Origin of the sequence: Streptococcus sp. NLN64, assembly GCF_015831295.1 — a bacterium.
In the GTDB taxonomy this organism is placed as follows: Bacteria; Bacillota; Bacilli; order Lactobacillales; family Streptococcaceae; genus Streptococcus.
Window position 1 is genome coordinate 1 of sequence record NZ_JADXDQ010000063.1, and the last position, 9754, is coordinate 9754.

The following is a 9754-nucleotide window of genomic DNA, read 5'->3' on the forward strand; positions in this document are numbered from 1 at the left end:
AAAGGGGAAATCCTTTTTTGTCTAGTCGAATGTTTCACCCAATGGGTGAAAAGCAGAACCTTCCAGAAACCCTGTGATCAATACGGTTTCTGGAAGGTTTTTAAGTTAGGTATGAATAATTCGGGGTATAACCTGGAAAGATTAAACAAAGCTTAAAGGGAGAAAAAATTTGAATTAAAAATGAGAAACGGAGATTATCGGAGGAAGAAGTTAACAATAATCGAAATTGCTAGACCGGTGAGAGATAGGATTAAGCCGATGAACCAGCGCGTGGTTGTTTTCATTTCGGCCTCTCTGGCTGATTTCTCAATCATTTCTCTTTCAAGTAGTAGAACCTTAGTTTGGGATAGAATTTGTTGGACGCTGGCATCCCATTTTTGGTTGAGCAACTCGAATTTACTTGCCATCATATCTTCTTCTAAGGTTGAAAACTTCAAGTCAATTTCTGATTTGCTGTAATTGTCATGATTCATAACGAAAGCCTCCTGTTCGTGTGTAATCGCTGTGTTATCCCCAAGCAAAGAATTTTTCATCAGGCAAGTCTTGTTGGTCCCACATTTGCTTGACTTTACCTCTGGCAATGCTGGCGAAGTAGGGGTAACCCTCTTTTTTATCAAAGGAAGATAATTCAACAATGTGAACCTCTCCGGAAATGGGGTCTATTTCAACAATACCTGGTCCCGGATAATTCTCTGGTGTGTAAAAATAGCCTAGACTATCTGAATTTTGAATTTTTTGAAGGAAAAGCATCATTGTGAATCACCTCTTTCTTGTTGCCATTGTTTTAAGGCTTGGTAATTGGTTTTGGTTAGTGTTCCGTATAGGTTGGCCAAGCGTATTTTTCGAATTCATCCAATTCTTAAAGAGTTAGTCGATACAAAGGAGAAGTCTTAATATCGTCAGTGTCATCCTCGGTCCAATCGGTTTTCTGGGCATCTCGCAGCCTTACCTCTTCAATATATTGCAACAGGTCTTTTCCTAATTTTTGAGAAATAGAATCATACAAGGTCATAGTAACACCTCCAATTCAATGCCAATGGTGGGCATCTTTATAATGTAGTCTCTTACGATAGTTTCATTATAATCCGCCTTTTATAATTTCACAAGTAATGATGTGTAAAGAATTACAGTAAATGAAGAAAATTTCTGAGAGAAGAAAGCTATTAGCGTAGTAGTTGATAGATGGTGTGTCCTATACGCTTAAGAACGTGATAAAATAGTACAAAAAGATTAAAAATGAGGTAGGATCATGTCAGAACAAGTACAAAGACAGGAGCTCCATCGGAAAATATGGGCGATTGCTGATGATGTACGTGGTGCGGTAGATGGATGGGACTTTAAGCAGTATATATTAGGGATTTTATTTTATCGCTTTATCAGCGAAAATTTTAAAAACTACATTGAGGGTGGTGACCCAGACATCAATTATGAAGATGTTCCTGTAGAATTGATCACTGATGACATTAAGGACGATGCTATTAAAACAAAAGGGTACTTCATTTATCCAGACCAGCTCTTTTCAAATGTTGTCAGAAATGCTAGAAATAATGATAAATTGAATACAGATTTGAGGGGAATTTTTGACGCAATTGAGTCCAGTGCTGTCGGTTATGACAGTGAACATGACATTAAAGGTCTCTTTGATGATGTGGATACTCGGAGTAATCGACTTGGGAATACAGTGATGGAAAGGAACCAACGTCTGGCAGATATTTTAGAAGGTATCGCAGACTTGGACTTTGGTGATTTTGAAGATAATCATATTGATTTATTTGGGGATGCCTATGAATACTTGATTTCTAATTATGCGTCTAATGCAGGGAAATCAGGTGGTGAGTTTTTCACACCGCAAAACGTCTCCAGACTCTTGGCCAAGATTGTGATGCTGGGAAAAGATGAGAACAATAAGATTAATAAAATTTATGATCCTGCGTGTGGTTCAGGTTCTCTCCTGCTTCAGGCCAAGAAACAGTTTTCCGAGCATATTATTGAAGATGGTTTTTATGGTCAGGAAATCAACATGACCACCTATAATCTCGCTCGCATGAACATGTTCCTCCACAATATCAACTACGATAAATTTAGCATTGAGCGTGGCAATACCTTGTTAGATCCAAAACATGGAAATGACAAGCCATTCGATGCCATCGTCTCAAATCCGCCTTATTCCATCAAGTGGATTGGCAGTGACGATCCGACCTTAATCAATGATGATCGCTTTGCGCCTGCGGGGATTTTGGCACCTAAGTCCAAGGCTGACTTTGCTTTTATCATGCACAGTTTATCATATCTGTCGTCAAAAGGCAGGGCTGCTATCGTTACTTTCCCAGGTATTTTTTACCGTGGTGGTGCGGAACAAAAAATTCGCAAATATCTGGTTGACGGTAACTTTGTTGAGGCCGTTATCCAGCTGCCGGACAATCTCTTTTTTGGGACCTCTATTGCCACCTGTATTCTCGTGTTAGCTAAAAATAAGACCACGACTGATACCCTTTTTATTGATGCTGGTCGGGAATTTAAAAAAGAAACCAACAATAACGTACTGACAGAGAAGCATATCCAGAACATTTTAGATGGATTTGCAAAGGGAGAAGAAAAAGCGCACTTTGTGTCACTTGTTCCCCACGAGAAGATTGTCGAGAATGACTACAATCTGTCGGTGTCGACCTATGTGGAAAAAGAAGATACCCGAGAGAAGATTGATATTGTTCAGTTAAATAAAGACATTGCTGAAAGGGTAAAAAAGATTGATGTTTTGCGTGTAGAGATTGATAAGATTGTGGAGGAGCTGAGCTGATGGTTTTGGACAATAAACTTGGAATCACGGATTCTCTGGAATTGGCAAGGGCTGAGGAAAAAATCAGCAAGGAGCGGGCCAAGGCATTATTTGAGCAAGACTTGCTGGATACCAAAAAAGCGGGTTGTTTTGAAACCTTGGCCTTTATTCATAAGACTTTGTTTCAGTATATCTATTCTTTTGCAGGTCAGGTCCGTGATGTCAATATGACCAAAGGCAATTTTCGCTTCGCTCCAGTCATGCATCTGTCTCATTCTCTTGAAACGATTGACAAGATGCCTCAGTCAACAGTAGATGAGATTTTCGAGAAATATGTGGAAATGAATATGGCCCACCCTTTTCGGGAGGGCAATGGCCGAAGCATGTGCTTGTGGCTGGCCCACCTCCTGAAAGCGGAGATTGGTCAGGTTGTTGATTGGTCAAAGGTGGATAAGGAAGACTACCTCCTAGCCATGGAGCGCAGCCCTATCCGAGACATCGAGATAAACCATGTTATCAAGCAAGCTCTGACAAGTAAAGTCAACGACCGCACCATTTACCTGAAAGGAATCGACCATTCCTACTACTATGAGGGTTATAGTCTCTATAAGACAGAGGAGTTGTAAAGAATGACAAAAATAGAAGAAATGATAGCCGACCTCTGCCCCAATGGAGTAGTTTGGAAAGAGTTGGGGGAGGTTTGTGAAATTGAGACTGGTAAGTTGAACGCCAATGCTGCTGTAGAAAATGGTATGTATCCTTTTTTTACAACAGCTAGAGATATTAGTCGGATTAACTCCTTTAGGTGGGATGCTGAAGCACTTTTGATAGCAGGGAACGCAAATGTAGGGGATGTAAAGTATTATTCCGGGAAATTTGAAGCCTACCAAAGGACTTATGTGTTGACTAATTTTACTACTGATATTAGCGTTAGATATTTATTTCATTTTGTTAAATATCAGTTGAAACAGTATCTAGAGCGAAATACCAAGAAAGCAGCAATGTCCTATATCGTACTCTCAACGCTTAAATCGTTTTTAATCCCCATCCCACCCCTAGAAATTCAACGAAAAATCGCACAAATACTTGACAAATTCACGGAATATGTTACAGAATTGACCGCAGAATTGACCGACCGCCAGAAGCAATACTCTTATTATCGGGATAAACTCCTATCCTTTGAGGACGAGGTTTATCAGGTCGAGTGGAAGACGCTGGGGGAGGTGGCGGATTGTTTAGCGGGTGCCACTCCTAAAACTTCTAATTTGGGATACTGGGAAAATGGTACAATTCCTTGGATGAGTTCAGGGGAAGTAAATAAAGGTTTTGTATATAATACGGATAAAAAAATCACGCAATTGGGGTATGATAGTTGTAGTACAAAAATGGTTCCGAAGGACACGGTTGTGATTGCATTGGCAGGACAAGGCAAAACTCGGGGGACAGTCGCAATAACCAAAATAGAACTCTGTACAAATCAATCCCTGTGCTCTATTGTGTCTGATGAAAGTATTAATAGTCATTATTTATATTACTATCTCAAAGGCCAATATACTAAATTTCGTGAAATTTCTTCCGGAGAGGGAACTAGGGGTGGGCTTAATTTGAAGATGATTAGAGATTTCAAAATCCCCGTTCCACCTCTTCACATTCAAGAGCGTATCGTCCAAGTTCTGGATAACTTCGATACGGTCTGCAACGACCTAAAGCTTGGACTGCCCAAGGAGATTGAACTGCGTCAAAAACAGTACGAGTATTTTCGAGATAAACTCTTGACCTTCACCGCCGAAGGCGTGTATACTGACAGTACAGTACAGACAAGACCTGATTAGGCTCTTGAACTGGGTCTTTGGCCCCATACGGGTACAGTTGGGAGTGGTGTCAGATGTTGTGCGTGGAAAACGTTTAGTCCGGAAGGACTTGTCTGATATGGGAGGTTATCCTGTCTATCAAAATAGTCTGACTGCATTAGGTTATTATAAAGACTGGAACACATTAGGAGATAGCACATTTATTATTAGTGCTGGTGCCGCGGGAGAAATTGGGTATAGTAACCAGAATTTTTGGAAAGCGGATGATGTGTGGACGATTGAGACGGATGTCATTAAACAGAGGTTTATTTATCATACGCTACTAAATAACCAAGATAGGTTGAAAGGTCAAGTAAGAAAAGCAAGTGTTCCCAGATTATCGAAAATGAGTGTCGAAAATTTGATTATCATTCTACCATCGCAGCAAGTCCAATCCCGTATCGTCTCCATCCTTGATACTTTTGACAGCCTTATCAGCTCTATTGCAGAAGGCTTGCCAAAAGAAATTGAACTGCGGCAGAAGCAGTATAAGTATTTCAGGGATAGATTGTTAAAGTTTAGATAAAATTTGGAGAACTAAAGTTATGACATCAAACTCATTTGAAACGTTATCTGAAGTAGCATCAAAGTTAATTGAAAGAAAAACTAAAACGCAGTTAATTTATGCGTTTAATGGTAGCGGGAAAACACGGCTATCTTTGGAAATAAAAGAACTGTTAGCTACGAAATCTTTTGGCGATGAAAATCAAGCAAGTGAATCTACTAGGCAACAGTCTAGTCATATGCAAACCATAGAATTGATGAAGAAAAAGAAATTGTTTTATTACAATGCTTTTACAGAGGACTTGTTTACTTGGGACAATGATTTATCAGGTGATACTAATCGGGAGTTAATAATTAATAATGAATCATTGTTTGTACAGTATATTATTGATGTACAGGGAATGCATAATGATGTCATTAATACTTTTCAAAGCTACCTAGGAATTCTTCCTGATGGAGAAGAAGGAAGATCTCTGCAAAATATTATAGAACCTATTTTCGACGGCTCAAAAAGCGTCGCCTTTAGAAAAACGTATACGAAAAAGAATGTCGAAAATAATGAGAGGATAACTGAAGAAAATATTAAACTTTCAAAAGGGGAAGAGACAAATTTTATTTGGAGTTTATTTTATACTTTTATTAACCAAGTAATTACAGATATAAATGATGGTTCTAGTGAGTTAGATAAAATTGAGTATATCATTATTGATGACCCGGTTTCTTCTCTTGATGAGCAAAGAGTAATTGAGGTGGCAATTGATATTGCTAACTTAATTAGAGAAAGTAATTATAAACCTAGAGATAGTAAAAATCCAAACGATCAAGGAATAAAGTTTATCGTAACAACACACCACCCCTTGTTTTTTAACGTGTTATTTAATGAATTAAAGAAAAAGAATAGTGATAGAGAGGTGGAGAAAGAAAAAAACAATAGTTATTGTCCAAGTATCCTAGAGCATGTTGTCGATTTTCATAATGGTTTGGACAGTTATATTTTGAAAGATACGAATGACTCTCCGTTTTCATATCATATAGAAATAATCGAAGTCATTCAACAAGCTGTTCAAAATAATAGCATAAAAAAATACCATTTCAATTTGTTGAGAACCTTATTTGAAAAAACCTCTACATTTTTGGGGTATGGAAATTGGGAAGATTTACTGGTCCCAGATGAGGATGAGGGCTTAACTCAAAGAGATATTGATATTTATTGTAGAAAATTAAATTTATTTAGTCACAATAAGCATTCGATGGAAGAAAATTCAGAAATTCCAGAAGAGGATTTAACTCATTTCAAGAATGTATTTGGGTGGTTTATTTCCAAATATAACTTTAAATCTGGATGATTTAAAAATTTAAGCTTGAGAGTAATTTTATTATAAGGAGTAACTATGTCCGAATTCACTCAAACAGCCCCGATTATCGAATCGAATAATTTTATCGTCCTTGAAAAGTACACTAAAAAGGAGCAGCCTAGTCACTATCAGACGGAGGCCGAGTTGGAGAGAGAACTGATTAGTGATTTACAGCAACAGGGGTATGAATATCTGAATTATATCACTACTCCTGATGCACTTTTTGGTAATCTCCGTGAGCAGATGGAAACCCTTAATCGTGTGGTATTTACAGATGCGGAGTGGCAGCGGTTTTTAGACGAATATTTGAATAAAGCCAGTGAAAGTCTGATTGATCGGACGCGAAAGCTGCATGATGACTATGTTTATGACTTCATCTTTGATGATGGGCATATTCAAAATATCTATCTTTGGGATAAAAGGAATATTAGCCGAAATAAGGTGCAAGTCATCAATCAGATGAATCAAATAGGGGCTAGCGCCAATCGCTATGATGTGACTATCTTGGTCAATGGTCTGCCCTTGGTACAGATTGAATTGAAAAAACGAGGCGTAGCTATCCGTGAGGCCTTTAACCAGGTGCATCGTTACAGCAAGGAAAGTTTCAACGAAGAAAATTCCCTGTTTAAGTACCTTCAGCTCTTTGTCATTTCAAATGGGACAGACAGTCGCTATTTTGCCAATACCACCAAGCGGGATAAGAACTCTTTTGAGTTTACTATGAATTGGGCCTTGAAAAACAACGACCCAATTAAGGATTTGAAGGACTTTACAGCGACTTTTCTCAGCAAAACCACCCTGCTCAATGTTTTAATCTATTATTCGGTCTTTGACACCAGCAATACGCTGCTCATCATGCGCCCCTATCAGATTGCGGCAACGGAGCGGATTATCTGGAAAATCCGTTCTGCCATTGCCTCCAAAATCAAGAGTGGCCCTCATACAGGAGGCTATATCTGGCATACGACAGGGTCTGGTAAGACCTTGACCAGCTTCAAGGCGGCAAGGCTTGCGACGGAAATGGATGAGGTTGACAAGGTCTTTTTCGTTGTTGACCGAAAGGATTTGGATTACCAAACCATGAAGGAATACCAGCGCTTCTCGCCAGACTCAGTCAATGGTTCCAATAGTACAGCTGGTCTCAGGCGAAATATCGAAAAAGATGATAACAAGATTGTTGTGACCACTATCCAAAAACTTAATAATTTTATGAGTAGTGAGCAGCAACATGAGATTTACGACAAGCAAGTGGTCTTCATCTTTGATGAGTGCCATCGCTCGCAATTTGGTGAGGCTCAAAAACGATTGAAAAAGAAGTTTAAGAAATATTGCCAGTTTGGTTTTACAGGAACTCCGATTAAGGTAGAAAACGCCTTGGGCTCTGAGACGACGGCTTCAGTTTTTGGAAATGAGCTTCATTCTTATGTCATAACAGATGCCATCCGGGATCAGAAAGTTTTGAAATTTATGGTGGATTATAATGATGTCCGCCCTCAATTTAAGGACTACGAAAGTGAGCAGGATTTAGATAAACTGAATGCTGCTGAAACTAAGAAAGCTCTTCTGCATCCAACACGGATTTCTGAGATTTCAAGTTATATCTTGGAGCATTTTGATCAAAAAACACACCGACAGTCAGGAAAAGGTTTCAATGCCATGTTTGCGGTGTCCAGTGTTGATGCCGCCAAAGCCTATTATCAGGAGCTGCAAAAGCAGCAGGAAGGTCGTGGTAACCCGCTAAAAATTGCGACTATTTTCTCTTTTGTAGCCAACGAAGCACAGTCCGCCATCGGAGAAATTGATGATGAGACCTTTAGCCCAACAGATTTGTCAGATGTCAGTAGCAAAGAATTTCTAAGCCGCTGTGTAGTTGACTACAATAGGCTATTCCAGACCAACTACACAATTAATGGTAATGATTTTCAAAATTATTACCGCGATTTGGCCAAGCGCGTGAAGACGCGTGAGGTGGATTTGCTGATTGTGGTGGGCATGTTCCTGACAGGTTTTGATGCGCCGACTCTCAATACTCTTTTTGTTGATAAAAACCTTCGTTATCACGGACTTATTCAGGCTTTCTCACGGACCAATCGGATTTATGATGCGACCAAAACCTTCGGGAATATTGTGACTTTTCGCGATTTGGAAAAGGCAACGACTGATGCGATTAAACTTTTTGGTAAAACAGAGACAGCAGAGGTGCTGTTGGAGCGCTCTTATCATGATTACTTAAATGGGTATGTAGATGCAGGAGAGCAGAAGGAAGGCTATTTGTCGGTTGTTCAGGAGCTTCGGGAACGTTTTCCAAATCCAAGTGAAATTGTAAAAGAAAGTGATAAAAAAGCTTTTGTTGATTTGTTCGGTAAGTATTTGAAACTGGATACCATTCTTCAGAATTATGACGACTATATGAGTTTACAGGCTTTGCAAGAGGTTGATTTTGAAAATGCAGAGGAAGTGGCAGTATTTCAGGCCAAGTATCACATGGATGATACAACTATGGCGGACCTATCTCAGCTAACCTTGCCGACAGTACGAGAAATTCAGGATTATCGTTCTACCTACAATGACATTAGGGATTGGTATACTATCGAACGTCGAAATCAGCAAGATAGCCAATCAAAAATAGACTGGGATTCTGTCGTCTTTGAAGTTGAGCTGTTAAAATCTCAGGAAATCAATCTAGACTATATTTTGGAATTGATTTTTGAAACCAATAAAAAAGTTTCTGACAAAGATATTTTGATTGAGGAAATTTCGCGTACTATTCGTGCAAGTCTTGGAAATAGAGCCAAGGAAGATCTGATTGTGGCCTTTATTCACCACAGTGATTTGGATAGTTTTGCGAATAAAACCGATATCATTAAGGAATTCTTCCTCTTTGCTCAGAAGGAGCAGAAAAAAGAAGTGGAAGCGCTGATTCAGACGGAAGGTTTACATGTAGAAAATACTAAGCGTTATATCCAAACCTCTTTGAATCATGGATATGCCAGCGAGAACGGCAATGCTCTCAATGAGACTCTGCCTAGGATGAGTCCACTGAATCCTCAGTATCACACTAAGAAACAAATGGTATTTCAAAAGATTGGCATGTTTGTTGAAAAATTCAAGGGTATCGGTGGAGTATTGTAGTAATTGTTTAACCCGAATTATTCATAGCCTGAATATCTTTGCGTAACTATCAAAAAAAATCATCAGAAACAAGCAATAAACAATTGCAATTCTGATGATTTTTATGAACGATCAAGTTTTTCTATAAATAAAGATGG

At 38.9% G+C, this 9754-nt stretch carries 9 protein-coding genes; 6 read left to right on the plus strand and 3 right to left on the minus strand.

From position 1 onward, the window contains the following. Nucleotides 1-194 precede the first annotated feature (194 nt). From I2503_RS08145 to I2503_RS08155, 3 genes are all read right to left on the minus strand, one after another. Nucleotides 195-473, minus strand: a complete 279-nt coding sequence (locus I2503_RS08145; RefSeq protein WP_196092413.1) for a hypothetical protein — start codon at nt 471-473, stop codon at nt 195-197. A gap of 34 nt (nt 474-507) precedes the next feature. Then, nucleotides 508-753, minus strand: a complete 246-nt coding sequence (locus I2503_RS08150) for a hypothetical protein (RefSeq protein ID WP_196092417.1) — start codon at nt 751-753, stop codon at nt 508-510. 106 nt (nt 754-859) lie between these two features. Then, nucleotides 860-1012, minus strand: a complete 153-nt coding sequence (locus I2503_RS08155) for a hypothetical protein (protein ID WP_196967629.1) — start codon at nt 1010-1012, stop codon at nt 860-862. A 237-nt stretch (nt 1013-1249) separates the two neighbouring features. On the opposite strand from I2503_RS08155, the gene I2503_RS08160 reads away from it, so the two are divergent. Genes I2503_RS08160 through I2503_RS08185 form a run of 6 tightly spaced genes read left to right on the plus strand, consistent with a single transcriptional unit; the run spans nt 1250 to nt 9617 of the window. After that, nucleotides 1250-2797, plus strand: a complete 1548-nt coding sequence (locus tag I2503_RS08160; RefSeq protein ID WP_196091371.1) for a type I restriction-modification system subunit M — start codon at nt 1250-1252, stop codon at nt 2795-2797. Continuing rightward, complete coding sequence (locus tag I2503_RS08165) at nt 2797-3402, plus strand: Fic family protein (RefSeq protein ID WP_196967630.1); 606 nt, start codon at nt 2797-2799, stop codon at nt 3400-3402. Before I2503_RS08160 ends, I2503_RS08165 begins: the two co-directional genes overlap by 1 nt. A gap of 3 nt (nt 3403-3405) precedes the next feature. Then, nucleotides 3406-4608 carry a restriction endonuclease subunit S gene (locus I2503_RS08170; RefSeq protein WP_196967631.1) on the plus strand — a complete coding sequence of 401 codons (1203 nt, stop codon included), beginning with the start codon at nt 3406-3408 and terminating at the stop codon, nt 4606-4608. 46 nt (nt 4609-4654) lie between these two features. Next, a complete protein-coding gene (locus tag I2503_RS08175) occupies nt 4655-5152 on the plus strand; it encodes a restriction endonuclease subunit S (RefSeq protein WP_348769627.1) in 498 nt (165 codons plus the stop codon). Nucleotides 5153-5171: 19 nt separating this feature from the next. After that, the gene (locus tag I2503_RS08180; protein WP_196091368.1) at nt 5172-6476 is read left to right on the plus strand and encodes an anticodon nuclease; all 1305 of its coding nucleotides are present in this window, start codon (nt 5172-5174) and stop codon (nt 6474-6476) included. A 45-nt stretch (nt 6477-6521) separates the two neighbouring features. Further along, nucleotides 6522-9617, plus strand: a complete 3096-nt coding sequence (locus I2503_RS08185) for a type I restriction endonuclease subunit R (RefSeq protein WP_196967633.1) — start codon at nt 6522-6524, stop codon at nt 9615-9617. The last annotated feature ends 137 nt before the right edge of the window (nt 9618-9754 follow it).